At 70.6% G+C, this 238-nt stretch carries 1 pseudogene; it reads right to left on the bottom strand.

The annotated features are described in order from the left end of the window. Positions 1-52: 52 nt before the first annotated feature. Positions 53-238: pseudogene (locus SB660_RS23640) on the bottom strand (hypothetical protein); the annotation flags it as partial.

The raw sequence follows: 238 nt of genomic DNA, 5'->3' as shown, positions 1-238 counted from the left end.
CGGGAAACGGAGGGTGGACGTCGGAATGTCGGGGAACCGCCCGCCTGCGTGCTCAGGCGGTTCCCGATCGTTTGCCGTCGGCGTCGCCGGTCGTCGCCGTGACCGGCGACGGCGGTTTTCCCGCATCCGGGCCGTGGCCGAGGGCGGCGATCAGGTTGTCGACGGCGAGCGAAACCATCGCGCGACGCGTGGCCAGGCTGCCGCTGGCGATGTGCGGCGTCAGTACGATGTTGTCGAG

It is taken from the genome of Bacillus sp. SIMBA_005, assembly GCF_046535585.1.
Lineage (GTDB): Bacteria > Bacillota > Bacilli > Bacillales > Bacillaceae > Bacillus > Bacillus pumilus.
This window is presented reverse-complemented; position numbering and strand designations above follow the sequence as displayed.